The organism is Streptomyces sp. NBC_00631 (genome assembly GCF_045206895.1).
Classification (GTDB): domain Bacteria; phylum Actinomycetota; class Actinomycetes; order Streptomycetales; family Streptomycetaceae; genus Streptomyces.
Genome location: NZ_CP107734.1, coordinates 7,004,145 through 7,029,661 on the forward strand (window position 1 = coordinate 7,004,145; position 25,517 = coordinate 7,029,661).

The 25,517-nt window shown below is 71.3% G+C and carries 23 protein-coding genes; 12 read left to right on the forward strand and 11 right to left on the reverse strand.

The window, feature by feature from the left end; genetic code table 11:
- Window positions 1–91: 91 nt before the first annotated feature.
- Window positions 92–1,246 carry a cystathionine gamma-synthase gene (locus OHB00_RS32345; RefSeq protein WP_406439971.1) on the forward strand — a complete coding sequence of 385 codons (1,155 nt, stop codon included), beginning with the start codon at window positions 92–94 and terminating at the stop codon, window positions 1,244–1,246.
- A gap of 5 nt (window positions 1,247–1,251) precedes the next feature.
- On the opposite strand, the gene OHB00_RS32350 is transcribed toward OHB00_RS32345, so the two are convergent.
- The 3 genes from OHB00_RS32350 to OHB00_RS32360 form a co-directional block, all read right to left on the reverse strand.
- Entirely contained in the window at window positions 1,252–1,500 is a 249-nt protein-coding gene (locus tag OHB00_RS32350) for a hypothetical protein (RefSeq protein WP_406439973.1), read from the reverse strand.
- A complete protein-coding gene (locus OHB00_RS32355) occupies window positions 1,497–2,003 on the reverse strand; it encodes a sigma factor-like helix-turn-helix DNA-binding protein (RefSeq protein WP_406439975.1) in 507 nt (168 codons plus the stop codon). The genes OHB00_RS32350 and OHB00_RS32355 overlap by 4 nt, the downstream gene beginning before the upstream one ends.
- Before the next feature lie 179 nt (window positions 2,004–2,182).
- Window positions 2,183–2,683: a MarR family winged helix-turn-helix transcriptional regulator gene (locus OHB00_RS32360; protein WP_406439977.1), complete on the reverse strand. Its 501-nt coding sequence runs from the start codon at window positions 2,681–2,683 to the stop codon at window positions 2,183–2,185.
- A gap of 161 nt (window positions 2,684–2,844) precedes the next feature.
- Between OHB00_RS32360 and ilvA the strand changes: the two genes are divergently transcribed.
- From ilvA to OHB00_RS32375, 3 genes are all read left to right on the forward strand, one after another.
- Window positions 2,845–4,074, forward strand: a complete 1,230-nt coding sequence (gene ilvA, locus OHB00_RS32365; RefSeq protein ID WP_406439979.1) for a threonine ammonia-lyase — start codon at window positions 2,845–2,847, stop codon at window positions 4,072–4,074.
- A 214-nt stretch (window positions 4,075–4,288) separates the two neighbouring features.
- Complete coding sequence (locus tag OHB00_RS32370) at window positions 4,289–5,305, forward strand: ATP-binding cassette domain-containing protein (RefSeq protein WP_406439981.1); 1,017 nt, start codon at window positions 4,289–4,291, stop codon at window positions 5,303–5,305.
- Window positions 5,302–6,162 (forward strand): ABC transporter permease, encoded by an 861-nt coding sequence (locus OHB00_RS32375; protein WP_406439982.1) that lies wholly within the window; start codon window positions 5,302–5,304, stop codon window positions 6,160–6,162. Before OHB00_RS32370 ends, OHB00_RS32375 begins: the two co-directional genes overlap by 4 nt.
- 61 nt (window positions 6,163–6,223) lie before the next feature.
- Here the strand turns inward: OHB00_RS32375 and greA are convergent, their stop codons facing one another.
- On the reverse strand, window positions 6,224–6,724 hold the full coding sequence (gene greA / locus OHB00_RS32380; RefSeq protein ID WP_406439984.1) for a transcription elongation factor GreA: 501 nt from the start codon (window positions 6,722–6,724) through the stop codon (window positions 6,224–6,226).
- 168 nt (window positions 6,725–6,892) lie between these two features.
- A complete protein-coding gene (locus tag OHB00_RS32385; RefSeq protein WP_406439986.1) occupies window positions 6,893–7,291 on the reverse strand; it encodes a DUF4307 domain-containing protein in 399 nt (132 codons plus the stop codon).
- A 105-nt stretch (window positions 7,292–7,396) separates the two neighbouring features.
- Between OHB00_RS32385 and mca the strand changes: the two genes are divergently transcribed.
- Both mca and OHB00_RS32395 read left to right on the forward strand, forming a co-directional pair.
- Window positions 7,397–8,278, forward strand: a complete 882-nt coding sequence (gene mca, locus OHB00_RS32390; protein ID WP_406439988.1) for a mycothiol conjugate amidase Mca — start codon at window positions 7,397–7,399, stop codon at window positions 8,276–8,278.
- Entirely contained in the window at window positions 8,271–8,504 is a 234-nt protein-coding gene (locus OHB00_RS32395; RefSeq protein ID WP_406439989.1) for a hypothetical protein, read from the forward strand. Before mca ends, OHB00_RS32395 begins: the two co-directional genes overlap by 8 nt.
- A gap of 6 nt (window positions 8,505–8,510) precedes the next feature.
- Here the strand turns inward: OHB00_RS32395 and OHB00_RS32400 are convergent, their stop codons facing one another.
- The gene (locus OHB00_RS32400) at window positions 8,511–11,711 is read right to left on the reverse strand and encodes a tetratricopeptide repeat protein (RefSeq protein ID WP_406439991.1); all 3,201 of its coding nucleotides are present in this window, start codon (window positions 11,709–11,711) and stop codon (window positions 8,511–8,513) included.
- 112 nt (window positions 11,712–11,823) lie between these two features.
- The gene (locus OHB00_RS32405; RefSeq protein WP_406439993.1) at window positions 11,824–12,228 is read right to left on the reverse strand and encodes a hypothetical protein; all 405 of its coding nucleotides are present in this window, start codon (window positions 12,226–12,228) and stop codon (window positions 11,824–11,826) included.
- A 215-nt stretch (window positions 12,229–12,443) separates the two neighbouring features.
- Here OHB00_RS32405 and OHB00_RS32410 point away from each other — a divergent pair, with 215 nt between their 5' ends.
- From OHB00_RS32410 to OHB00_RS32435, 6 genes are all read left to right on the forward strand, one after another.
- Entirely contained in the window at window positions 12,444–13,217 is a 774-nt protein-coding gene (locus tag OHB00_RS32410) for a helix-turn-helix domain-containing protein (RefSeq protein WP_406439994.1), read from the forward strand.
- Window positions 13,198–15,234, forward strand: coding sequence for a thioredoxin domain-containing protein (locus OHB00_RS32415; protein WP_406439995.1), 2,037 nt, complete (start codon window positions 13,198–13,200; stop codon window positions 15,232–15,234). The genes OHB00_RS32410 and OHB00_RS32415 overlap by 20 nt, the downstream gene beginning before the upstream one ends.
- A gap of 278 nt (window positions 15,235–15,512) precedes the next feature.
- Complete coding sequence (locus OHB00_RS32420; protein WP_406439997.1) at window positions 15,513–16,808, forward strand: glycosyltransferase family 2 protein; 1,296 nt, start codon at window positions 15,513–15,515, stop codon at window positions 16,806–16,808.
- A gap of 31 nt (window positions 16,809–16,839) precedes the next feature.
- On the forward strand, window positions 16,840–18,768 hold the full coding sequence (locus OHB00_RS32425; protein ID WP_406439999.1) for a right-handed parallel beta-helix repeat-containing protein: 1,929 nt from the start codon (window positions 16,840–16,842) through the stop codon (window positions 18,766–18,768).
- Window positions 18,765–20,048, forward strand: a complete 1,284-nt coding sequence (locus OHB00_RS32430) for a right-handed parallel beta-helix repeat-containing protein (RefSeq protein WP_406440001.1) — start codon at window positions 18,765–18,767, stop codon at window positions 20,046–20,048. Before OHB00_RS32425 ends, OHB00_RS32430 begins: the two co-directional genes overlap by 4 nt.
- A 118-nt stretch (window positions 20,049–20,166) precedes the next feature.
- Entirely contained in the window at window positions 20,167–21,537 is a 1,371-nt protein-coding gene (locus tag OHB00_RS32435; protein WP_406440003.1) for a UDP-glucose dehydrogenase family protein, read from the forward strand.
- A 24-nt stretch (window positions 21,538–21,561) separates the two neighbouring features.
- Here OHB00_RS32435 and OHB00_RS32440 read toward each other — a convergent pair whose 3' ends face one another.
- From OHB00_RS32440 to OHB00_RS32455, 4 genes are all read right to left on the reverse strand, one after another.
- Window positions 21,562–22,284 (reverse strand): Mut7-C RNAse domain-containing protein, encoded by a 723-nt coding sequence (locus OHB00_RS32440; RefSeq protein WP_406440005.1) that lies wholly within the window; start codon window positions 22,282–22,284, stop codon window positions 21,562–21,564.
- A 33-nt stretch (window positions 22,285–22,317) separates the two neighbouring features.
- Complete coding sequence (locus OHB00_RS32445) at window positions 22,318–22,941, reverse strand: TetR/AcrR family transcriptional regulator (protein ID WP_406440007.1); 624 nt, start codon at window positions 22,939–22,941, stop codon at window positions 22,318–22,320.
- Window positions 22,938–24,506 (reverse strand): MFS transporter, encoded by a 1,569-nt coding sequence (locus OHB00_RS32450; protein ID WP_406440009.1) that lies wholly within the window; start codon window positions 24,504–24,506, stop codon window positions 22,938–22,940. The genes OHB00_RS32445 and OHB00_RS32450 overlap by 4 nt, the downstream gene beginning before the upstream one ends.
- Window positions 24,507–24,632: 126 nt before the next feature.
- Complete coding sequence (locus OHB00_RS32455) at window positions 24,633–25,349, reverse strand: hemolysin III family protein (RefSeq protein WP_406440011.1); 717 nt, start codon at window positions 25,347–25,349, stop codon at window positions 24,633–24,635.
- Between the last annotated feature and the right edge of the window lie 168 nt (window positions 25,350–25,517).

A 25,517-nucleotide genomic window follows, 5' to 3' on the forward strand; every position in this document is an offset into this window, starting at 1 on the left:
ATTGGCCAACCGGTGCCCCGACCTGTGGACAACCGCCGCCCCGAGCTGTGGACAACGCGCCGGGGCCGTCGGAGCACTAGGCTCGTCAACCATGAGCGACAGGCACATCAGTCAGCACTTCGAGACGCTCGCCATCCACGCGGGCAACACGGCGGACCCCCTCACCGGTGCGGTCGTACCGCCGATCTACCAGGTCTCGACCTACAAGCAGGACGGCGTCGGCGGCCTGCGCGGCGGCTACGAGTACAGCCGCAGCGCCAACCCGACCAGGACCGCCCTGGAGGAGAACCTCGCCGCCCTGGAGGGCGGCCGGCGCGGCCTCGCGTTCGCGTCCGGGCTGGCGGCCGAGGACACCCTGCTGCGCACCCTGCTCAGCCCCGGCGACCACGTGGTCATCCCGAACGACGCCTACGGCGGCACGTTCCGGCTGTTCGCGAAGGTCGTCTCCCGGTGGGGCGTGGAGTGGTCCGTCGCGGACACCAGCGACCCGTCCGCCGTGCGGGCCGCGATCACCCCGCGGACCAAGGCGGTCTGGGTGGAGACCCCCTCCAACCCGCTGCTCGGCATCACCGACATCGCCGCCGTCGCCCAGGTCGCCCACGACGCGGGCGCCCGGCTCGTCGTCGACAACACCTTCGCCACGCCCTACCTCCAGCAGCCGCTCTCGCTCGGCGCGGACGTCGTCGTGCACTCGCTGACGAAGTACATGGGCGGTCACTCGGACGTGGTCGGCGGCGCGCTGATCGTGTCGGACCAGACGCTCGGCGAGGAACTGGCCTACCACCAGAACGCGATGGGCGCGGTCGCGGGTCCCTTCGACTCCTGGCTGGTGCTGCGCGGCACCAAGACGCTCGCGGTGCGCATGGACCGGCACAGCGAGAACGCCACCAGGATCGCCGACATGCTGAGCCGGCACGCGCGCGTGACGCGGGTCCTCTACCCGGGCCTGCCCGAGCACCCGGGGCACGAGACCGCCGCCAAGCAGATGAAGGCGTTCGGCGGCATGGTGTCCTTCCAGGTCACGGGCGGCGAGGAGGCGGCCGTCGAGGTCTGCAACCGCGCCAAGGTGTTCACGCTCGGCGAGTCCCTGGGCGGCGTCGAGTCCCTGATCGAGCACCCGGGGCGGATGACGCACGCCTCGGCGGCCGGTTCCGCCCTGGAGGTGCCCGCCGACCTGGTGCGGCTGTCCGTGGGCATCGAGAACGTCGACGACCTGCTGGAAGACCTCCAGCAGGCCCTCGGCTGAGCGTTTCACCAGCCGACGATGGGCGGAGTCGTCGTGGACGGCGGCTCCACCCATGGATGCACCGTCGCCGCCCAGACCGTGAACGCCACGGCCGCCGCGCACAGCAGCAGCCACAGCAGGCGGCGGGCCCGCTGTCTGCGCCGCAGCATCCGGCCGCCCCGGCGCAGGACCTCGCCGTAGAGGTCGGGCGGGACCGGGGGCGGCGTCCGTTCCATGATCCGCCGGGCCGCGGCCTCGCGTTCGACACGGTTCACGACGGGGCCACCTTCGCTCCCAGCACCGGGGCCGCCGTCTTCCGCGGCGGATGCAGCAGGGTCGCCGTCGCCCGGTCGCACAGGGCGTGCACGCGCTCCGTGGGCATGCCGAGCAGTGCCGCCGTCTGCTCCTCGGCGACCCCCTCGTACAGCCGCAGCACCAGGATCAGACGCTCCCGGGGCGTGAGCACCGCGAGGGCGCTGGCGGGGTGCGGACGCGTCCGGCTGAGCGGGCCGCCGTACTGGTGCCAGGCGGAGTTCGCGAAGCGCAGGGCGAGGTACTGACGGGCCCGGTCGTACGGGTCCTCGCCGCGCAGCCCGTCCCAGTACGCGTACGTGTGCGCGAGCGCGAGGGCCAGCAGGCGTCGCGCACGGGGATTGGCGTCCGGCGCCTCGGCGGTCAGCAGGGTGGCGGCATGCAGCAGCCGTCCTGCCGCGCCCGCGACGAACGCCTCGAACTCCCGGGCCCGGCGAGCGTCCCGCAGCGCCTGCCGATCGTGCACCGTGCCTCCCCGACTGCGGGGCCCCGTACACGGGTACGGCGGGGCCCGGTCTCATATGAGGCCAGGGGCGGGCCCACGGTCAAGAGCCACGCGGCACACGCGCGTGCCGGATGCCGAGGAAGCCGCGGGGAATCCGCATCCGGATGTCCGGGAGCCTGGGGGAGTCCTCGTCCGGATCTTCAGGTGGCCGGCGAGGTGTCCGTGCCCGGCGCTACGGCCATGCGCGCGGACAGCGCGCTGTTGAAGCGGGTGAGCAGCGCGCAGAACGTCTCGCGCTCCTCCGGCTCCCAGTCCTGCGTCAGCTCCGCCATCAACTGACGCCGCGACGACCGCACTTCCTCCAGCCGCGACAGCCCGCGCGGGGACAGCTGGAGCACCACGGCCCGGCCGTCCTCTGGGTGCGAGGTGCGCTTGACGAGCCCGGTGTCGACCAGCGGAGCCACCTGCCGGGTGACCGTGGACGAGTCGATCCCCATGCTCGCGGCGAGCGCCTTGACCCCCATGGGGCCTTCCTTGTCGAGGCGGTTGAGCAGCAGGTACGCGGCGCGGTCCATGGAGTTGCGCACCTGGCCGACGCCGCCGAGCCGGGTCTGTTCGGCACGGCGGGCGAACACCGCCACCTCGTGCTGCAGCGTGTCGAGAAGACCGCTGTCACCGACGGTCGTCATGTCCATCGACATTTCAGGTGTTGTGGGCATGGCGGGGGGCTCACTTCATGAAGAGTGCTGTGGTGGGGGACAGAGTACGCGGACAGGGGGCGGGCCGTACCGGCGCTGCGCAAAGCGGTCTCGGAGGTTGGTCACACCCGCGCCCTCGGCCTGTGAACTGCGAGACTTGAGTCATGAGCTACAGCACGGCTGACTCCTTGCGCCATGTCACCCTCGACGACGTACGCGGCGCCCAGAAGATGCTCACGGGCGTGGCGCGGGCGACCGCGATGGAGGGCAGCAGGCATCTGTCCCAGCTGGTCGGCTCGCCGGTGCACCTCAAGTGCGAGAACCTCCAGCGGACCGGTTCGTTCAAGCTGCGCGGCGCCTACGTCCGGATCGCGGGGCTGCTGCCGGAGGAGCGCGCCGCCGGGGTCGTGGCGGCGAGCGCCGGCAACCACGCGCAGGGCGTGGCGCTGGCTTCGTCGCTGCTCGGGGTGCACTCCACGGTGTTCATGCCCAACGGCGCCCCGCTGCCCAAGATCAGCGCCACCCGGGAGTACGGCGCGGAGGTGCGGCTGCACGGTCAGGTGGTCGACGAGACGCTGGCCGCCGCCGAGGAGTACGCGGCCCGGACGGGCGCGGTGTTCATCCACCCCTTCGACCATCCGGACATCATCGCCGGTCAGGGCACGGTCGGGCTGGAGATCCTGGACCAGTGCCCCGAGGTCGGCACGATCGTCGTCGGGGTCGGCGGCGGCGGGCTCGCGGCCGGGATCGCGGTCGCGGTGAAGGCGGTCCGGCCGGACGTGCGGATCGTCGGCGTCCAGGCGGCGGGTGCGGCCGCGTATCCGCCCTCGCTGGCGGCCGGGCACCCGGTCACGGTGGCGAACCCGGCGACGATGGCCGACGGCATCAGGGTCGGACGGCCCGGTGACGTGCCGTTCGCGATCGTGGAGGAACTGGTCGACGAGGTCCGCACGGTCAGCGAGGACCAGCTGTCCGCCGCGCTGCTGCTGTGCCTGGAGCGGGCCAAGATGGTCGTGGAACCGGCCGGGGCCAGTCCGGTCGCGGCGCTGCTGGGCGAGCCGGGTGCCTTCGCCGGACCGGTGGTCGCCGTGCTGTCCGGCGGGAACGTCGACCCGGTGCTGATGCAGCGGGTGCTGCGGCACGGCATGGCCGCGCAGGGCCGCTACCTGGCCGTACGGCTGCGGCTGACCGACCGGCCGGGCGCCCTCGCCACCCTGCTGGGGGTGCTGTCGGCGGTCGACGCCAACGTGCTCGACGTGAGCCACGTCCGCACCGACCCCAGGCTCGGGCTCGCGGAGGCGGAGGTCGAACTCCACCTGGAGACCAAGGGCCCCGCCCACTGCACCGAGGTCGGCCACTCCCTGCGCGAGGCCGGTTACACGGTCATCGACTGAGCGCGGCTGCCGTTCTCGGCCGGAAAACCCCAGGTCAGTGCCCATTCATTCACTCGTTCGGGGAAATCTGTCGACGAACGCGATACATCGCGTTATGGTGTGTCGCGTGGCCGCCGTTGCCCCCGCCCGCCGTCGCACCGGCGAAAACCATAGGCGGACCGAGCGCCGCATACCTAGCCTTTTCCGCAGCATCCCCGACGACGTGGAGACCCATATGCCAGGCGCCATCTATGCCGAGGGTCTGGTCAAGACCTTCGGTGACGTAAGGGCTTTGGACGGCGTCGACCTGGACGTCCCCGAAGGCACGGTCCTGGGCCTGCTCGGGCCGAACGGCGCGGGCAAGACGACGGCCGTCCGCTGTCTGACGACCCTGCTGCGCCCCGACAGCGGCAAGGCGGTCGTCGCAGGTGTGGACGTGCTCAAGCAGCCGGACGCCGTACGCCGCTCCATCGGCCTGTCCGGACAGTTCGCGGCGGTCGACGAGTACCTCACCGGCCGCGAGAACCTGCAGATGGTCGGCCAGCTCTACCAGATGCGGGCCCGGCAGGCGAAGGCCCGCGCGGTCGAGCTGCTGGAGCAGTTCAATCTCACCGACGCCGCCGACCGCCCCACCAAGACCTACTCCGGCGGCATGCGCCGCCGCCTCGACCTGGCCGCCGCCCTCGTCGTCTCCCCGCCGGTGATGTTCATGGACGAGCCGACCACCGGCCTCGACCCCCGCAACCGCCAGCAGCTGTGGGAGGTCATCCAGCAGCTGGTCCTGGGCGGTACGACCCTGCTGCTCACCACCCAGTACCTGGAGGAGGCCGACCACCTCGCCCACGACATCGCGGTCGTCGACCACGGCAAGGTGATCGCCAAGGGCACCTCCGACGAACTCAAGGCCCGCACCGGCGGCGAGCGCGTCGAGGTCGTGGTGCACGAGCGGGAGCACATCGGGACCGCCTCGGAGGTGCTGCACGGCTTCGGCAAGGGCGACACCACCGTCGAGGAGCACACCCGCAAGCTGACGGTGCCCGTCACCGGCGGCGCCAAGCTGCTCGCCGAGGTCATCCGCGAGCTGGACTCCCGGGGCATCGAGATCGACGACATCGCCCTGCGCCGCCCCACCCTCGACGACGTCTTCCTGTCCCTGACCGGACACATGGCCGAGGAGAAGCCCGAGGGCGGCGGCGAGCAGGGGAACAAGAAGAACACCCGCAAGGACAGCCGCAAGGAGGCCGCGAAGTGAGTGCCGTCAGCGACACCGCACGGGTGCCGGCCGCCCCCGGCAACGCCGTGACCCAGTCGTTCCGCGACTCGATGGTGGTGGCGAAGAGAAACCTGATCCGGATGTCCCGGATTCCCGAGATGATTATCTATGGGCTTATTCAGCCCATCATGTTCGTGGTGCTGTTCACCTACGTCTTTGGCGGTTCCATGCAGATCGGCGGCAGCACCAGCGCCACCGACTACAAGAACTTCCTGATGGCCGGCATCTTCGCGCAGACCGTCACCTTCGCGACGGCCAGCTCCGGAGCCGGCATCGCCGACGACATGCACAAGGGCCTCATCGACCGCTTCCGCTCGCTGCCCATGGCGCGGGGCGCGGTGCTGACCGGGCGGACCCTCGCCGACCTGGTGCAGACTGCCCTGACCCTGGTGGTCCTCGCCGTGGTCGCCCTGATCGTCGGCTGGCGGGTGGGCACCGACGGTGACACCAACGCCGGCAAGGTCCTCGCCGCCTTCGGCCTGCTGCTCCTGCTCGGTTACGCGTTCACCTGGATCGGCGCCCTGATCGGGATGTCCGTCCGCACCCCCGAGGCGGCCACCTCCAGCGGACTGATCTGGCTGTTCCCGGTCACCTTCATCTCGAACGCGTTCGTGGACACCAGCCACATGACCCCGTGGCTGCGGCACATCGCCGAGTGGAACCCGTTCAGTGCCACCGTGCAGGCCTGCCGGGTCCTCTTCGGCAACCCCGGCCAGTCCCTGTCAAACGCCTGGCCGATGCAGCACCCGGTATGGGCTTCGCTGATCTACTCGGTCCTGATCATCGCGATATTCCGGACGCTGGCGGTCCGCAAGTACCGCTCCGCCACCGCCTGACGCCCGGGACGACAAAGGCCCCCGGCGTCCGCGGGACGCCGGGGGCAGGTGTCTGTTCGCGTCAGCCCGAGTAGGGCTCCGCCTTCAGGATCCTCACCGAGGCCTTCTTGCCGTTCGGCAGCTCGTACTCCGCGTCCTCGCCCACCTTGTGGCCGATCACGCCGGTGCCCAGGGGGGACTGCGGGGAGTAGGTCTCGACGTCGGCGCTGGCGTACTCGCGCGAGGCCAGCAGGAAGGTCATGGTGTCGTCCTCGTCGCCGTCGAAGGCGATGGTCACCACCATGCCGGGCGCGACGGCGCCGTCCGCGGACGCCGGGGCCTCGCCGACCTTGGCGTTCTCCAGCAGCTGGGTCAGCTGGCGCACACGGAGCTCCTGCTTGCCCTGCTCCTCCTTGGCCGCGTGGTACCCGCCGTTCTCGCGCAGGTCGCCCTCCTCGCGCGCGGCCGCGATCTTGGCGGCGATCTCCGTGCGCGCAGGACCAGACAGGTACTCCAGCTCGGCCCTGAGCTGGTTGTACGCCTCCTGGGTCAGCCAGGTGACGTTCTCGCTGGTCTGGGTCACAGGTGCTCCTCGTCGGTACTGGGAATACAAAGCATCGCCCTACCCAGAAGCATGTTCCTTCATGGAAGGGCGAAACCACGAGCCTAACAATTCAACGGCAGAAGGGGGAGGACATAAGCCATCAGAATCACGTCAACGCAGGTCAGTGCCTACGTATTCCGGCTGATGTCAGTCGGCGTGGCAGCCGAGCAGCTCCGCCGTGGTGCCCCGGGCCGTCGTGCGCAGCGTGACCACCCGGTCGATCTCGGTCGCGGAACCGGTGAAGTGGAAGTCCGCCCGGCCCACCTCTGAGCCGTCCGCCGCCTGGGAACGCAGCGTGCAGTAGCCGGAGGCGCCGGCGTCCTTGTGGACCTCCAGATGCACCTTGACCGCGCTGTCCGAGGCGTCGAAGGTGACGACCTGGGCGCTGATCTTGTTCTGCACCACGTAGTGGTAGGCCCAGTAGCCCACCAGGACGAGCAGCAGCGCGCCCAGCACCGCGCCTGCGACCTTGAGTCTGCGGTCGGCGCGCTCGTCCGAGGAGCTGCCGTAACGGCCCTCGGGCAGCCGCGTGCTCGCGGTACTCATGATCGTCCTCCGGACCCTGGAATTATTCGCCCTCCGATTCGGTCACTATAGAAGCCGCCGATTGCCCCCGAGCTACCGGGGCGCCGACTTACCAAGGATTGAGTCTTGACTGACCAGCTGCGACTGATGGCCGTCCACGCCCACCCCGACGACGAGTCGAGCAAGGGCGCGGCCACCATGGCGAAGTACGTGTCCGAGGGGGTGGACGTGCTGGTCGTGACCTGCACCGGCGGGGAGCGCGGCTCCATCCTCAATCCCAAGCTGCAGGGCGACAAGTACATCGAGGAGCACATCCACGAGGTGCGCAAGAAGGAGATGGACGAGGCCCGCGAGATCCTCGGCGTCAAGCAGGAGTGGCTCGGCTTCGTCGACTCCGGCCTGCCCGAGGGCGACCCGCTGCCGCCGCTGCCCGAGGGCTGCTTCGCCCTGGAGGACGTCGACAAGGCGGCCGGTGAGCTGGTGCGCAGGATCCGCGCGTTCCGCCCGCAGGTGATCACCACCTACGACGAGAACGGCGGCTACCCGCACCCCGACCACATCATGACCCACAAGATCTCGATGGTGGCGTTCGAGGGCGCGGCGGACGCCGAGAAGTACCCCGAGGCCGAGTTCGGGCCGGTCTTCCAGCCGGGGAAGCTGTACTACAACCAGGGCTTCAACCGCCCGCGCACCGAGGCGCTGCACAACGCCATGCTGGAGCGCGGCCTGGAGTCGCCGTACGGGGACTGGCTGAAGCGGTGGAGCGAGTTCGAGCGCGCCGAGCGCACCCTGACCACGCACATTCCGTGCGCGGACTTCTACGAGATCCGCGACAAGGCGCTCATCGCGCACGCCACGCAGATCGACCCGGACGGCGGCTGGTTCAAGGTGCCGATGGACCTCCAGAAGGAGGTCTGGCCGACCGAGGAGTACGAGCTCGCGAAGTCGCTCGTCGATACCTCCCTCCCCGAGGACGACCTCTTTGCGGGCATCCGCGACAATGCCTGACATGAGCGCAAGCCTGGCACTGACGCACCTCGTCCCCCTCGCCAAGGAGGTCGACGAGAACAAGGTCACCCCCGGCGTCCTCGGCTTCATCGTCTTCGCGGTGATGGCCCTGGCGGTCTGGGGCCTGATGAAGTCCATGAACAAGCACATGCAGAAGGTCGACTTCAAGGAGTCCGCCCAGACCGGGGCGGACTCCAAGGCGCCGGCCGCCGAACCCAAGAGCTGACCGGCGTCACGCCCGGGCCGGCACCGGCACTCCCATCACCTCACGGGAGTGCCGGCTGGGGACCATGCCCAGACGCCAGGCCTGCCAGCCCGACTCCAGGTGCACCCCGCGCTCCAGGAGCAGGCCGTACGCGGTGACGTACTCGGTCAGCTTCTCGTCGCGCAGTGGGTGGGCGCCGCGGGCGAGCTGCGCCAGGTCCTCCTGGGCGACGGCGGTGCCCACCTCCACGCCGCCGGGCGCGGCGTAGGGGAGCATGGTGCAGCGCAGGAAGCGGGCCCAGTCCTCGCCGCGCCGGTCGCCGCACGACGTGAACAGCGTGACCGCCTCGTCGCACAGGGCGAGGGCCTGCGGGGTCCGGCTGTTCCCGGCGTCGACGACTGCCAGCTCCAGGCAGGTCCAGGCCTCGCCGTGGACCACGCCGATGCGCTGGAAGTCGGCGCGGGCGTCGACCAGGAGCTGGCGGGCGAAGCCCGAGTTGCGCAGCGAGCCGGTCTGGGCCGCCCGCTGGTCGCGGGTGACCCGGGCCGAGTGGTGGCGGGCGCAGGCCAGGCCGTAGACGTCCCGCATCCGGGAGAACATCGTCCGCGAGCGCTCCAGCTCACGGACGGCCTGGTCCAGGGTGCCGGCCTCCTCCAGAGCCTGGCCCAGGTAGTACACCGTCCAGGCCTCGCCGCGCGCGTCCTCGTTCTCGCGGTGCCGGGCCGCCGCCGCGCGCAGTCCGTCGACCGCGGGGGACGCGTCGCCGTCCACCAGCCGGGCCCGGGCCAGCTGCGTCAGCGCCCAGGCCTCGCCACGGGCGTCGCGGGTACGGCCGTAGCGGTCCAGGGCGGCCCCGAGCTCCCGCTCCGCCCGCGGTACGTCGCCCATGCGCAGCGCCAGCTGGCCGAGCTGGAAGTGCGCCCAGGCCTCACCGTGCACCGAACCACCCTCCCGGTGCAGGACGAGCGAGCGGGTGAGCAGGTCGAGGGCCTCCGGCAGCCGGGCGCGGTCCCGCTGCACCGCCGCCAGGGCGTGCATCGTCCACGCCCGGTCGGTGGCCAGCCCAGGAGCCGCCTGGAGGTCCAGCGCCTCCTGCAGCCTGGCCGCCGCCTCGGTGAGGTTGCCCTGGTGGTGCAGGGTGATCCCGAGCGAGCACAGCGCACGGGCCGCACCGGCGTCGTGATGCGCCTCCAGATAGAGGTCGACGACGGAGGTCAGGGTGGTGCGGGCCTTGTCCAGCTCACCCAGCTGACGGGCCGCGATACCGGTACGCCACTGCACCGAGCGGACAAGGAGGCCCTGGTCCACGGCCTGGGCCAGCTCGCTGATCTCACCGAGCCGGTAGAGGTCGCCGCGCAGCAGGCAGTAGTCGCACAGTGCGCCCAGCAGGTTCTGCACGGCCGTCTGGTCGACGCCCTCCGCGTGCCGCAGGGCCGCCGTGATGAAGCTCGACTCGTCGTCCAGCCAGCGCAGCGCCTCGTCGAGAGAGGTGAAGCCGTGCGGGCTGAACCGGTCCGAACGGGTCGACATGTTGCCGTCGACCAGGCGCAGCACTGAATCGGCGAGCTCCGCGTAGTTCACGATCAGCCGCTCCTGCGCCGCCGTGCGGTCGGCCGGGGTCTCCTCGTCCAGGAGACGGGCCTGGGCGAAGGAGCGGACCAGGTCGTGCAGGCGGTAGCGGCTGCCGCGGACGTGGTCGATGAGGCCGGCCCGGGCGAGCGTGACCAGATGGCGGGTCGCCTCGGCCTCGTCCGCGCCCAGCAGGGCGGCCGCGGCCGCAGCGCCCATCGAGGCGCGGCCCGCCAGGGCCAGCCTTCTCAGCAGCCGGCGCCCGGTCTCCGGCTGGTCGGTGTACCGCAGCCACAGGACCCGCTCCACCGGCCCGACCGGACCGTAGGCGCCCAGGTCGGTGGCGAGCTGGAGCGGTGACCGCGAGCCCAGCGAGGAACCCGCCACCCGCAGTGCCAGCGGCAGCCCGCCGCACAACTCCCTGATCCGGTCCGCGGACTGCGCGTCGTACGGCCCCGACGCGTCCTCGGCCGCCGCGTCCAGCAGTTCCTCCGCGCCGGCCGCGTCCAGCGCGGTGACCGGCAGCTGGTGCACCCAGGCCGGCAGGTCGGCGGGCAGGTCGAGCTGGTCCCGGGAGGTGACCAGGACCAGGCTGTCGGAGCGCTCCGGCACCAGGGTGCGCACCTGCTCGGGGTCCGAGGCGTCGTCCAGCACGATCGTCACCGGAAGACCTGTCAGGTGCTGGTGGTACAGCTCGCTCAGCCGCTTGACCTGCTGGTCGGCGGAGGAGCGCTCACGGAACAGCAGTTGCTCACGCGGCGCGCCCAGCCGGTTGAGCAGGTGCAGCAGGGCGTCCCGGGTGGGCAGCGGCGGCTCGTCCTGGGTGGCGCCGCGCAGGTCCACGACGACGGCGCCCCGGAAGAGGTCCCGCAGCTCGTGGGTGGCCCGGACCGCGAGGGCGGTGCGGCCGGAACCGGGCTCCCCGTGCAGGACCACGACCGTCGGCCGGGTCTCGGTGGCCGCCCGGGCCGCCTGCGCCCACTGCCGGATCCGCGCCAGCTCCTGCTGCCGTCCGGCGAACGGGCCGTCCCGAGTGGGCAGTTGACCGAACGACTGCTCCAGCACCGTACGCCTGCGGGCGGCCGCGCTCTTGTCCGCGCCGCGCAGCCCGGGACCCTGCTTCTTCGGTCCCGTGGAGGCGCTGAGCACCCGCTGCTGATCGAGGAACGGCCGGATGCCCCGCACCTCAAGCGCGGTCAGCCACTGCAGCCGCAACTGCTCCGGACCGCCGGGCTGACCAGCCGCGCCGGCGTGGTGATGCGCGGCGGGCAGATGGGAACCGGCGACCTTGACGACCGTGGCAGCCGCCCCGACCACCCCGACGGCCACGCCCGCGCCGAGCGCCGTGGCCACCCCGGTGCCCAGCGAGAGGTCGGCGACGGTGGCGGCGACCGCCGCGACGGCCGCGACCAGCAGGGGAGTTCCAGAGCCCTCCTTGGCGTAGCGGCGGCCGAAGCTCGGGCGGCCCGCCTCCGTCTCGTCGAGGGCGTGGGTGTAGGCCGTGTACTCCTCGGCGGCCGTCCGCTCCATCTCCTCCAGCCCGCCGCGCGCGCGGGACAGCAGCACCTGTCCGTCGACGCGGCCGCCCGAACGGCGGACCTCCTCCTCCACGGCCCGCACCAGCAGCCGATCGGCTTCCGCCCGATGGGCGTCCCGCATGTCCCGTCCCCCTCCAGCGGCAACTCCGTTGTGTACGAGTGTCCTTGTGAAGGGTCGCGATGGCGAGGGGGCGACGATCAGGCGATCCGTGAGAGTTCCGTGGTGGTCGCGGCTATCGGGCGGCCCGGCCGGGCTGGGCGGTCATCCGGCCCCACCCCTTGGACAGGGCCAGGTACACGCAGGCAGCCGCCAGCCCCGCCTCCGCCACGGCGCTCGCCAGCGCCTCCAGCAACGCCGTGCCCACCGCCGACGTCGTTATGTCGAACCACGCGTCCAGGACGGCGACCGAGGCCGTCGCGGACGCCGTGAGGCGGGCCCGGGCATCGCCGCGCAGCCCCAGCACCGCCGTCGCCGCGCAGCCCGCCGCCATCAGGACGTCCAGGCCGATCCAGGCCAGCGACCAGTTGTGCACCTCGGTGCTGGTGGGCAGCGTCAGCGCCAGCACCACCATCCACGGCACGAGCAGCACGGAGGACGATCCGAGAAGGATCAGTGCCCACCGCTTCAGCTGCCTCATCCGCTTCGTCCTTCGGGTCCGCTTCACCGTCAACCCGTTCAACACCTGGTCCCCCTCGCCTTGTTCCGGATCCGTGGCTGTGGAACCTGTGAATCGCCCGGCTCCCGCGCCATTGCCTTCACGCTAGACCGCAGAGAAAATTCTGCAAAGAAAATTCGGCGGACATCGGGGGAGGGTCAGGGATGTCTCAGGGTTCTCAGGGTTACGGTGGCCGCATGACCGACGGCACGCCCCGGACGGCTGGAGCCCCCGAGCCCGCCGCGCCCACCGAGACGCCCGCCTCAGACGCCGGGACGCCCGCCGCTCCCGCGGGTACGCCCGCCTCAGACGCCGGGACGCCCGCCGCATCCGGGGACACGCCCGCCGCTCCCGCGGACCGGTCCGCCGTACCCGCCGACCCGTCCACCGCACCCGCCGAGCTGACCAGCCTGGAGCGCACCGCTCTCTACAAGTCCCTCGGCAACCCCCTGCGCCGCCGGATCCTCGACTACCTCGGCCGGCACGGCGAGGCGAACTCCACCGTGCTCGCCCGTGAACTCGGCGAGAGCTCCGGCACCACCAGCTACCACCTGCGCAAACTCGCCGAGCAGAAGCTCATCGAGGAGATCCCGGAGAAGTCGGGCGGCCGGGAGCGCTGGTGGCGGAACCTGCCCTTCAGTCACACCACACCCGACCCGGCCACGATGACGACGGAGGAGTACGCGGCGGCCGAGCACCTCGCCCTCCTGAAGATCGAGGTCGACACCAGGCTCTTCCGCCGCGCCCACGAGGAGTACCGGGGCCCGCAGGGCTGGGCGCAGGTGCAGCGCACCGGCACCTGGATGACCAAGGGCGACCTGCACGACTTCGTGCGCGCCTACCAGGAACTCCTCGATCGCTACGGCCACCCCGACGACGCCGTCCCCGAGGGGGCGCGCCGGGTGAATCTGCGCTTCTACGCGGCTCCCGACCCCGTGGGAGAGTGGGAGGGTGAACCGACTGGCCCATGAGACGTCCCCGTACCTCCTCCAGCACGCCGACAACCCCGTCGACTGGTGGCCGTGGTCGGCCGAAGCCTTCGAGGCGGCGCGGACCGCGAACAAGCCCGTCCTGCTGAGCGTCGGGTACAGCTCCTGCCACTGGTGCCATGTCATGGCCCACGAGTCCTTCGAGGACCGGGCCACCGCCGACTTCCTCAACGAGCACTTCGTCAGCGTCAAGGTCGACCGCGAGGAGCGGCCGGACGTGGACGCCGTCTACATGGAGGCCGTACAGGCCGCCACCGGGCAGGGCGGCTGGCCCATGACCGTCTTCCTCACCCCCGACGCCGAACCCTTCTACTTCGGCACGTACTTCCCGCCCGCCCCCCGCCACGGCATGCCCTCCTTCCGGCAGGTCCTGGAGGGCGTCCGGGCCGCGTGGGCCGACCGGCGGGACGAGGTCGCCGAGGTCGCCGGGAAGGTCGTCCGCGACCTCGCCCAGCGGGAGCTCGGCCACCAGGGCGGCCGGCCGCCCGGCGAACAGGAACTCGCGCAGGCGCTGCTCGGGCTCACCCGCGAGTACGACCCGCAGCGCGGCGGGTTCGGCGGCGCCCCCAAGTTCCCGCCGTCCATGGTCATCGAGTTCCTGCTGCGCCACCACGCCCGCACCGGCGCCGAGGGCGCCCTGCAGATGGCCGTGGACACCTGCGAGCGGATGGCCCGCGGCGGCCTCTACGACCAGCTCGGCGGCGGCTTCGCCCGCTACTCCGTCGACCGCGACTGGACCGTCCCGCACTTCGAGAAGATGCTCTACGACAACGCCCTGCTCTGCCGGGTGTACGCGCACCTGTGGCGGGCCACGGGCTCCGGCCTGGCCCGCCGGGTCGCGCTGGAGACCGCCGACTTCATGGTCCGCGAACTGCGCACCGGTGAGGGAGGGTTCGCCTCCGCGCTCGACGCCGACAGCGACGACGGGAGCGGACGGCACGTCGAGGGCGCGTACTACGTGTGGACGCCCGCGCAGCTGCGCGAGGTACTGGGCGAGGACGCGGACCTGGCCGCCCAGTACTTCGGCGTCACCGAGGACGGCACCTTCGAGGAGGGGCAGTCGGTTCTGCAACTTCCGCAGCAGGAAGGTGTGTTCGACGCCGAGCGGATCGCCTCCGTCAAGCGGCGCCTGCTCGCCGCCCGGGCCGGGCGCCCCGCCCCGGGCCGTGACGACAAGGTCGTCGCCGCCTGGAACGGCCTCGCGGTCGCCGCGCTCGCCGAGACCGGCGCCTACTTCGACCGCCCCGACCTGGTCGAGGCCGCCGTCGGCGCCGCCGATCTCCTCGTACGGCTCCATCTCGACGACCACGCGCGGCTCGCGCGCACCAGCCGGGCCGGCCGGGCCGGCGCCAACGCGGGTGTGCTGGAGGACTACGGGAATGTCGCCGAGGGCTTCCTGGCGCTCGCGTCCGTGACCGGCGAGGGTGTCTGGCTGGAGTTCGCCGGGCTCCTCCTCGACCACGTCCTGGCCCGCTTCACCGACCAGGAGAACCCGGAGTCCGGCGCCCTCTACGACACCGCCGCCGACGCCGAACAGCTCATCCGCAGGCCGCAGGACCCGACCGACAACGCCACCCCCTCCGGCTGGACCGCCGCGGCCGGCGCCCTGCTCGGCTATGCGGCCCACACCGGCGCCGAGCCTCATCGCACGGCCGCGGAGAGGGCGTTGGGGATCGTGGGGACGCTCGGACCGCGCGTGCCCCGTTTCATCGGCTGGGGGCTCGCCGTCGCCGAGGCGCTGCTGGACGGTCCGCGCGAGGTCGCGGTGGTCGGACCGGACGCGGCGGATCCGCGCACGGCGGCCTTGCATCGCATCGCGCTCCTGGGCACGGCGCCCGGTGCGGTCGTGGCCGTGGGCACTCTGGAGAGTGACGAGTTCCCGTTGCTCGCCGACCGTCCGCTCGTCGGTGGGGAGGCGGCCGCGTACGTGTGCCGCCACTTCACCTGCGACGCACCGACCACCGACCCGGAACGGCTGAAGGCGGCGCTGGGAGGCTGAAGCTCCTTCGCTCCGTCGTTTCCGCGTTGTCTTGAAACATGCCATTTATCGGGGGAGTTCGCGTTCTTCACATCTCCCTCATAAGATCCGCCCCATGCCGTGACTGGTGTGACCTGCCGTCACGGTTGGGGCGGGATAGGTGTGAAGACTTTGTAAGTGAAGTTTGCGCTTTGTGTGATCGCCGTTCACCCGAGAGCCCCTAGCATCGCTGGAGCAGTGCCCGGTTCTGTCTGATTTCGGACCGTGGCAGACGTGTCATGTGGGGGGAGAGCGCAACATTGTCCGAGTTCTTCGACCAGGTCTGGTCGTGGATCGTCGAGGCTGTGGGGGAAACCTCGTGGCGAGAGCTGATGCCGCTGGGGCTTGCCGGACTGTTCGTCTGGGCGCTCTGGCTGTACCGGGCAGTGCTCTCGCGGTTCGCCAAGCCGGTCGTCAACGACTTCCGTACCAGCGTCTCCGTGGTGGTCCCGGCCTACCGGGAGGACCCGGAGATCCTGCTGGAATGCCTGGAGACCTGGCTCGCCCAGGATCCCGCTGAGATCATCATCGTCCCCGACGTGGAGGACCACGAGGTACTGCACCGGCTGTCGCTGGTGGAGGACCCCCGGGTCCGGGTGCTCGCCTTCGAGCACAGGGGGAAACGTTCCGCCTTGGGGGTCGGCATACGGGCCGCCACCAGTGAGATCCTCGTCCTGGTGGACTCCGACACCCGCTGGGAGCCGGGGCTGCTGGCCGCCGTGCAGATGCCCTTCGAGGACCCCGCGGTCGGCGGGGTGGGCACCCAGCAGAACGTCTACCAGCGCACCACGAGCGTCTGGCGCCGTATCGCCGACTGGCTGGTCAACCTCCGTTACTACGACTACGTTCCGGCCATGGGCCGGGCCGGTGCCGTGGCCTGCCTGTCCGGCCGTACCGCCGCCTACCGTCGCGCGGCCGTCCTGCCCGTGCTGGAGAACCTGGAGAACGAGTTCTTCCTCGGCCGCCGCTGTGTGGCGGGCGACGACGGCAGGCTGACCTGGCTGGTGCTCGCCTCGGGCTACAAGACCGTGCACCAGTCCTCGGCGCGGGCGATCTCCATGTTCCCGTCGTCCTTCAGGGCCTTCGTGAAGCAGCGCGTCCGGTGGAGCCGCAACTCCTACCGGTGCTACCTGACCGCGCTGTACAAGGGCTGGCTGTGGCGGGTCCCGCTGGTCACCAAGATCACGGTGCTGCAGATCCTGCTGACCCCGGTGACCATGGGCATGGCCCTCGGCTATCTGCTGACGAGCCGGCTGGACCTCAGCGTCCGAGGCATCGTCCTCACCCTGATCTGGCTGCTGCTCGGCCGTGCCGTCCGCGGCTACTCGCATCTGCGCAGGCACCCGCAGGAGATCCTCCTGCTGCCGCTGACGGCCCTCGTGGTCATCATGATCTCGCTGCCGATCAAGCTGTACGCCTTCGCCACCATGAACAAGCAGGGCTGGCTCACGCGCACCAGCACCAGCATCGGAGGCGAGGGCCAGAGCGCGGCCACGCTCTCCGGATCCGCCGGAGGCGGCCAGAGCCACTCCGCCCTCCAGCCAGAGGTGATCTGACGCCATGGCCACCCCCCTCATGACGCATCCCATGACGAAGAGAAGACCCGGCCCCGGCACCCGGCTGCGCCGGGCCGGCGCCAGGACGGCGGCCCTGCTGGGAGCCTTCGCGGTGGCGGCGACGCTGCTGCTCGGCGCCTCGGCCACGGCCCACGCCGACGGGGACGCCGACAAGAAGCAGAAACTGGCCTCCGAGGACGCGGAGACCCAGGCGGCGCTGGTCGCCGACGAGGACCACCGCCTGAACCAGGTACGGGCGTTCACGTCGGTGGCGCCCCTGCAGAGCACCAAGTGGACCGTGCCGTTCCGGCTGGACACCGACAACGGGTACACCCTGGTCCTCACCGAGCGCAGCAACGCCTACACCATCGCCGACCTGCTGAAGCTCGCCCCGCAGACCTTCGTGCGGCGCAAGGACGGCTCGTACGTGCTGACCGAGAACATCTACCTCAACGTCGGTGCCAAGCTGAAGCTGTCCAACCCGGGCGGCCTCACCCTGCGCATGGCCAGCAACCGCAGCGGCTTCGTCTCCATCGTCTCCTTCGGCGGCGAACTGTCCCTCCAGGGCACCGCCCAGGCGCCGCTGACCATCACCAGCTGGGACCCGCAGGCCAACAAGGCCGACACCGACGTCGGGGACGGCCGCGCCTATATCCGCACCATCGGCGGCCAGTTCGAGATGACACACACGAAACTCGCGAACCTGGGCTTCTGGAGCGGCCGCACCGGCGGGCTCAGCCTCACCGGCACCGACCGGCCGAACACCGGCTCGCTGGAGGACACCGGCCAGGTGCACGGCAAGACCGCGCGCGAGCGGGCCGACGCGCAGGGCAACGCGCAGGACGACCAGAACACCAGCAGCGGGGACATCACGGCCATGCCCTCGGGCGCCCTGACCACCCCCGACGCACGGTTCTCGACCGCCGGGCTCTCCTACGTCTCCGGGTCGATCACCCACTCGACCATCACCGGCAACGCCTTCGGGATCTTCATCTCCAGCGCGACGGGGATCGAGATCAGCGACACGACCGTGGAGAACAGCCTGGAGGACGGGGTGGTGCTGCACCGCTTCGTCTCCAGCTCGCTGGTGCAGCGCACGGTCGCCAAGGACAACGGCGGCGACGGGTTCATCCTCTCCCGGGCCACCCAGCAGGTGCGCATCAGCGGCTCCACGGCCGAGGGCAACGGCGGCAACGGCTACACGCTCAGCGGCAAGCCCCTCGCGGACGGCCCCTCCGCCTCCGGGCAGACCGTCGACAGCTACGGCTCCAACTCGGTCGCCAACAGCGTGGCCAAGGACAACGGCCGGTACGGCGTCGAGGTGCTGGGCGGTTTCGACGTCGGGGTGCAGAACAACCGCATCGAGGGCGGTGACATGGGCATCGTGGCCCGCCTGGCGGCGGACAAGGTGTCCATCACCGGCAACCGCCTGACCGGCCAGAACCGGCAGGGCATCTCGGTGCGCGACGGGGTCACCGGTGCCACCGTCACCGGCAACATCATCGACGGGCCCGAGACCGGTGTGTACGTGCGCGACTCGGCCGCCGAGATACGCGGCAACACCGTCCAGGACGCCAGCAACCACGGGGTCAGCCTGGTCGGCGGCGTGTCCGGCACGACGGTCTCGTTCAACGTGATCGGCGGGGTCGGCCCCAGCGCGCTGGACTCCAGCCGCTCCCACGGCGGTGCCGACATCAAGGAGAACCAGACCTTCGCCTGGTACGACACCAGTTCCTTCTGGGTCAAGGTCAAGCACTACGCCAGTCCGATGACCCTGCTGTGGACGGGCATCCTGCTGCTCATCCTGTTCTCGGCCGTCATGGGCAGACGCCGGCGGCGGGCGAACGGACGGGGTACCGGCATCGTCCACCCGTACTCCGACAAGGCGCCGCTGCCCGCCCCGCCGCCGGACGAGATCGCCGTGGCAGGCCGCCGACGGGAGCCGGTGATGAGCGAATGAGCGACGACCTCCCTGGGGCGCCCGGTGACGGCGGGCCCGGTGCTGACGGGCCCGGCGGCGGCTCTCCGGCGGGCGAGCCCGCCGCGGAGCGGCTGCGCCGGATCTGGGTCTCCGGCGGTCCGCCGCTGTGGGTGGCCTCGGCCGCCCTGCTGATCTCGGTGGTGGCACTGATCGTGGCAGGGGTCTCCGCAGGCGACGACCGGTCCGTCGTGTACGGCGCCGGTCCCACCGCCGGTCCCACCATCCCGGTCGCCGGAGCCACGGACGACGGGGACGACAGCGCCGGCTCCGGCGCCACGGCCTCCGACCCGGCCCCGGGCGACACGGCGGCCACCGACGGGACGGCCGCACCCACCGGGTCAGGCTCGGCCGCGGCCTCCGGGCCGGTGAAGTGCCCGGCCGCCACCGTCACCGTCAGCGACGCCAAGTCCCTGAAGAAGGCGCTGGAGCAGGCCCAGCCCGGTGCCGTCATCCAGATGCAGGACGGCGTCTACGCGGACCGCTTCACCGCCACCACCCCCGGTACGGCGGACCGTCCGATCTTCCTGTGCGGCGGCCCGGGCGCGGTGATCGACGCGGGTGACGTCGACGGCGGCTACGCCTTCCACCTGGACGGCGCCAGCCACTGGCGGCTGATCGGCTTCACCGTGCGCGACGGCCAGAAGGGGGTCATGGCCGACGGCGTCCAGGGCACCGTCATCCAGGGCCTGACCGTCGAGAACATCGGCGACGAGGGCATCCACCTGCGCGACTTCAGCTCCGGCAACGTGGTCGAGGACAACACCGTCCGCGCCACCGGCAAGCGCAAGGAGACGTTCGGCGAGGGGATCTACGTCGGGTCCGCCCAGTCCAACTGGTGCACCGTCACCGGCTGCAAGCCCGACAAGAGCGACGACAACGTGATCCGCGGCAACCACATCAGCGACACCACCGCGGAGTCCGTCGACATCAAGGAGGGCACCACCGGGGGCTCCCTGATCGGCAACACCTTCGACGGCGCCGGCCTCAGCGGAGGTCACAACGACTCCTGGGTCGACGTCAAGGGCAACGACTGGCTGATCAAGGGCAACGTCGGCAGCCACTCCCGCGAGGACGGCTTCCAGACCCACCGGATCCTCGACGGCTGGGGCACCGGAAACGTGTTCCAGGACAACACCGCGCAGGTGGACGGGCCCGGCTACGGCTTCCACTTCGCGCCCGCCGAGGACAACAAGGTCACCTGCGACAACAAGGTCACCGACGCGGCGAAGGGCCTCGCCAACGTCGCCTGCTCCTCCTGACGCGACGGGGCCCGGTCCACCCCGGGCCCCGCTCGCTCGCCCCACCTCCACCGCTCTGCGTCAAGCACGCACCGGCATGCACCTTTCATCCGCATATCGGCATCTCCTCGGAGGCATCATGGACACTCTTCCCCACGGCGTCGACGGCACTGTCGGCGCCGCCGGCGCCGAAGCTCCCCGCCTGACCGTCATAGGCACCGGCTACCTGGGCGCCACGCACGCCGTGTGCATGGCGGCCCTCGGCTTCGAGGTGCTCGGCGTCGACGTGGATCCCGGCAAGATCGAGCTGCTGAGAGCCGGGCAGGTGCCGTTCTTCGAGCCAGGGCTGCCCGAACTCCTGGTCAAGGCCCAGGACTCGGGCCGGCTGCACTTCACGACCAGCCTCGCCGAGGCCGCGGAGTTCGGCGACATCCACTTCGTCTGCGTGGGCACCCCGCAGCAGTCCGGTTCCTACGCCGCCGACCTGCGCCATGTGGAGGGCGCGGTGACCGAGCTGGCCCGGCACCTGAACCGCCGGGCCCTGGTGGTCGGAAAGTCGACGGTGCCGGTGGGCACCGCGGCCCGGCTGGCCGAGCTGGTACGGAGCACCGCCCCGGCCGGGGACGCCGTGGAGCTGGCCTGGAACCCGGAGTTCCTGCGCGAGGGCTTCGCCGTGGAGGACACCCTGCACCCCGACCGGCTGGTGTTCGGCACCGAGTCGGCGTGGGCGGAGCAGCAGCTGCGCGCCGCGTTCGCGCCCGTCATCGCCGAGGGCACCCCGGTGGTGGTGGCCGACCTGCCGACCGCCGAACTGGTCAAGGTCGCCGCCAACTCCTTCCTGGCCACGAAGATCTCGTACATCAACGCCATGGCGGAGGTCTGCGAGGCGACCGGCGCCGACGTGCACCGGCTCGCGGAGGCGCTGGCCTACGACGACCGGATCGGGGGCCGGTTCCTCAAGCCGGGGCTGGGCTTCGGCGGTGGCTGCCTGCCCAAGGACATCCGGGCCTTCATCCACCGCGCCGAGGAACTGGACGTCGCCCAGGCGGTCGCCTTCCTGCGCGAGGTGGACGCCATCAACCAGCGCCGCCGGGCCCGCACCGTGGACCTGGTCCGCGAGCTGGTCGGCGGCGATCTCGCCGGGACGAAGGTGGCCGCGCTCGGGGCGGCCTTCAAGCCCAACTCCGACGACATCCGGGACGCGCCCGCGCTGGACGTCGCCGCCGCCCTGCACCGGGCCGGCGCCCAGGTGACGGTCTACGACCCGGTGGCGATGGACAACGCCCGCCGCGCCCACCCCGAGCTGGCGTACGGGACCGACGCGCTGCAGGCCGCCACGGGCGCGGATGTCGTGGTCCTGCTCACCGAGTGGACGCAGTTCCGGGAGATCGACCCGGAGGCCATGGGCGCCGTGGTGAACCGGCGCCGGGTCGTGGACGGCCGGCACGCCCTCGACCCCGCCCAGTGGCGTGCGGCCGGCTGGGAGTACCGGGCACTGGGCCGCAACTGACCGCGGACCCAAGCCCGTCCGGGGTCAGGCGAACTCGGCGAGGGCGCGCGCCACGATGGCCTCCAGCTGCTGGTGGTGCGCGCCCTTCCAGTACGCCCGGCCGCACTCCGCGCACTGCGCGAAGACGTCGTACGACTTCTGCGTCCCGCCCTTCAGCTGGTCCGCCACCTCGTCCTTGGTCGCCTCCCTGAGCAGGCCGTTGCAGGCGGTGCAGCGGGTCCAGGGGCGCAGGTCGGGGGCGAACCGGTCGAGGACGTCGCGGAGCTGGTCGTCGGGGCCGGTGCTGTAGACATAGCCTCCCGCCCAGAGTTCGCGGCGGCGCAGCAGGCCCCGGTCGCGGCTCAGCAGCACGCGCTTCTCGGCCGCCGAGCGGGCGGCGAGGGCCGGGTCGCCGATGTCCGTCGACTCGTACGCCGTGTCCACGCCGAGGAGGCGCAGGCGGCGGGCGAGGGTGCCGAGGTGGACGTCGAGGAGGAAGCGGAGCGGAGCGCCGGGGATCTGCTGGGGGCGGGTGACCGGGCGTACGGTCACCCGCTCGCCGTCCGCCGGGATGTGGGCCACGGGGACCTCGCGGCCGTCCACCACCAGGGCGCCGACCTCGGTGAGGGGGACGCCCAGGGACTCGATGACGTGACCGAGGGTCGAGACGCCGTCGACGGCGAGCGGATGGCTGCCGGCGCGGCGGGCGTGCGGGACGAACAGCGCCAGCTCGGGAGCGACTTCGACGTGGATCTCGGCAGCGTTCACCTGGTCAGGATGGCACGGGGGACGGCCCCGGCCTCAGTGGTTTTCCGGGGGCAGGCCGTGCTCGATGACGTCCAGGGCGCGGTCGACGAGGGCCTCGAAGTCGCCCTCGTGCTCGTTCTCCGCCCAGAACATCGAGACCTCCATCAGCCCGCCGATGAAGGACATCGCGTAGACCCGGACCTCCAGGCTGTCCGGGGCGCGGCCGGTGCGCTCCCCGATGGCCTGGCAGAGCAGGCGCCCGGTGGACGACATGCTCTCCATCATCCGGGAGCGCACCGAGGGGACCTCGACCATCAGCCGGGTGCGCAGCCGGGAGACCACCGGATCGTCCTTGACGCCCATCCGGATCGCCCGGTGCATCACCAAGCGGAGGGACTCCGGCCACGGCTCGTCGGCGGGCCGCGACCGGAGCTCTTCCATGATCAACAGGTCGTACTCGTCCGTGAGGACGATGTCCTCCTTGGTCGGGAAGTACCGGAAGACCGTCGACGGCGACACCTCGGCACGCTCGGCGATCTGCTCGATCGTCGTGGCATCCCAGCCCTGCTCCTCGACCAGCGCGTACGTGGCCGCGCGGATCGCCTCGCGGGTCTTGATCTTCTTCCGTTCGCGGAGGCCGGGCTGGGGGGAGGTGCGCGGTGCCGTCATGCTGGTCATTGTCCGGCATCGGCGGTGGTGGGGGCCACGTCCGGGATCTCGTTCCCCTCGGCACGGTGCTCGGTGGGCGTGTTGGGCAGGAGCGCGGCGGCCAGCAGGGCGGTGGCGAGTCCGGCGATGCCGCACACCATCAGGACGAGGTCCATGCCGTGCACGTACGAGGCGTTCGCGGAGTCGACGAGGTGGGTGGAACCGGTCCTCGCGGCGACCAGGTGGGCGGCGACCACCGACTCGCCGGCCGTGTGGCCGAGCGGGGCGGGCAGGCCGGTCACGTCCAGGCGGTCGCGGAAGGCGCCCGCCAGCAGGCTGCCGAGCAGGGCGATGCCGATCGCGCCGCCGACCTGGCGCAGGGTCATCAGCAGCCCGGAGCCGCTGCCGGCCCGGTCCGCGGGCAGGGCGGCGAGGGCGCCGTCCATCGACGGGACCACCGAGAAGCCGAAGCCGAGGCCCGTGATGGACAGCCACAGGGCGGTGAAGCCGTAGCCGTCGCTCACCGACGTACGGCTGCCGAGCAGGGCGGCGAAGGCGAGGACGACCAGGCCCGCGGTGACCACGGCGCGGGCGCCGAAGCGGGCGACGACCGGCTGGGCGGTCCGCGCGGCGACCATCAGGCCGCCCATCATCGGCAGCAGGCGCAGGCCGGTGCCGAAGGCGTCGTTGCCGAGGACCGCCTGGAGGTACTGCGGCAGCACGAACATCAGGCCGGACAGCACGAACATCACGAGCGTCGCCGCGACGGCGTTGAGCAGGAAGCCGCGGTGGGTGAGCAGCTCCATGTCGAGCATGGGGCGGTCGGCCTTGCGTTCGCGCAGCACCAGGGCCGCGACGAGGACGACGGCGATCGCCAGCAGGGCCAGCACCAGCGGGTCGCCCCAGCCGCGGTCGGGGGCCTCGATGATCGCGTAGACCAGGGCGCCGAGGCCGATCGCGGTGAGCGCGGTGGAGAGCGCGTCCACCTTGGGGGAGGCGGGGTCGCTGGTCTCGGGGAGCAGGAAGACGCAGGCGGCGACACCGATGGCGGCCATCGGCACGTTGATCAGGAAGACCGAGCCCCACCAGAAGTGGTTGAGCAGGAAGCCGCCGATGATCGGGCCGAGCGGGAGGCCCAGCGCCGAGGTGGCCGAGACGATGCCGACGGCCCGGGTGCGCTCGGCGGGTCCGAACAGCGAGGGCAGCACGGACATCGCGAGCGGCATCACCAGCGCGGCGCCGACGCCCATCACCGTGCGGGCGGCGATCACCCAGTTCACGTCGCCGGCCAGTGAGCCCGCCACCGAGCCGGCCAGGAAGACGAGCAGGCCGACGACGAGCATCCGGCGGCGGCCGAAGCGGTCGCCGAGGAGTCCGGCGGGGAGCATCAGCGACGCGAAGACGATGACGTACGCGTCCGCCATCCACTGCTGCTGGCTGGTGGTGGCGCCGAGCTCCCGGGCCATCGTCGGGAGCGCCACGTTGAGGATCGTCGTGTCGAAGCCGAGCACCAGCATGCTCGCGACCAGGGCACCCAGGGCCCACCAGCGGCGGGGGTTCTGGTGCGTCTCTTCAAGGTGAGTGACAGTAGCCATGAAATGAGAGTAACTCTCAAAATCTAGTAGCTGTCAATAGCGAGTCGATGTCGTAATATGGGTGAGGGCATGAAAAAAGTGGCCACGGCTCGGAAGCCGTGGCCACTCGAAGAAGCGGCGGTGGGGTCACGCGTGCTGGTAGGCCACCAGGGAGATGCCGACGTAGTGGACGACGAACGCGGCCAGCGTGAAGGAGTGGAACACCTCGTGGAACCCGAAGTAGCGCGGTGACGGGTTCGGGCGCTTGATGCCGTAGATCACGCCGCCCGCGCTGTAGAGGAGGCCGCCGACGATGACCAGGACCAGGACCGCGATACCGCCGGTGCGCATGAAGTCGGGCAGGTAGAAGACCGCCGCCCAGCCCATCGCTATGTAGCAGGGCGTGTACAGCCAGCGCGGTGCGCCGACCCAGAAGACCCGGAAGGCGATGCCGGCGGCCGCCGCGGCCCAGATGCCCCACAGCAGCCACTGGCCCTTGGTGCCCGGCAGGAGCAGCAGGGTCAGCGGGGTGTACGTGCCCGCGATGATCAGGAAGATGTTGGCGTGGTCGAGTCTGCGCAGGATGCCGTCCATGCGCGGGCTCCAGTCGCCCCGGTGGTACAGCGCGCTCACGCCGAACAGCAGGCATGCCGTCAGGGCGTAGATCCCGCAGGCGATGCGGCCGCGCGGCGAGTCGGCGAGAGCGGTGAGGACGAGGCCCGCGATGAGTACGGCCGGGAACATGCCCAGGTGCAGCCAGCCGCGCAGCTTGGGCTTGACCTGTTGCGACAGGGAGGAGAGCGCGGCGGAACCGCGGCCGGCGGCCGGCGGTTCCGTGGGCGCGTCGGGGGCGGACGCAGTCATGAGGGCCATCGTACCTACGGAACCGTAAGTTACGGATCAGTCTCGCTCGACGGGCGTCGCGGAGTGGCCATCGTCTCACGGGCCTCGGTCACGTGCGCAGCGGTGTGCAAAAAGACCTTGAGGCGAACTCAATGTGGACGCAAAGAAACGCAGGTCGACGCAGAAACC